This window comes from Onishia niordana (assembly GCF_004798965.1).
GTDB classification, from domain to species: domain Bacteria; phylum Pseudomonadota; class Gammaproteobacteria; order Pseudomonadales; family Halomonadaceae; genus Onishia; species Onishia niordana.
This window is the reverse complement of record NZ_SDSD01000042.1, coordinates 1-312: the sequence shown is the minus strand read 5'-3', so window position 1 is coordinate 312 and position 312 is coordinate 1. Positions and strand designations below refer to the sequence as shown.

Here is a 312-nt window from a genome sequence, read left to right as displayed (position 1 = left end):
AATCACACGTGATGCTCCAGGATTGACTGCAGCTTTACGTTGATGAAGAGCATCTGTCATGGACATGCCAGTACCAAATCGTGTCGCACCTCCAGCCATTTTATAACTAGCATTGAAGCTTGAATTGGCCTTACGTGCAATCCCTCCATAGTCCAATAACTCATCATCAATCTCAGAGATGAAACGGCTCGGACGATTATAGCTGGTTTTACCGTAGAGCACACGTTGATTTGCATTGGTCATATAAAGAAATTCTTCGGCGCGCGTGATTCCCACATAGGCAAGACGACGTTCCTCTTCCAATTCATCAGG

General features: G+C 45.5%; 1 protein-coding gene. It reads right to left on the bottom strand.

The annotated features are described in order from the left end of the window. On the bottom strand, window positions 1-312 hold a 312-nt coding region (locus ETC27_RS17875), incomplete at both ends, for a 3'-5' exonuclease (protein WP_276605710.1).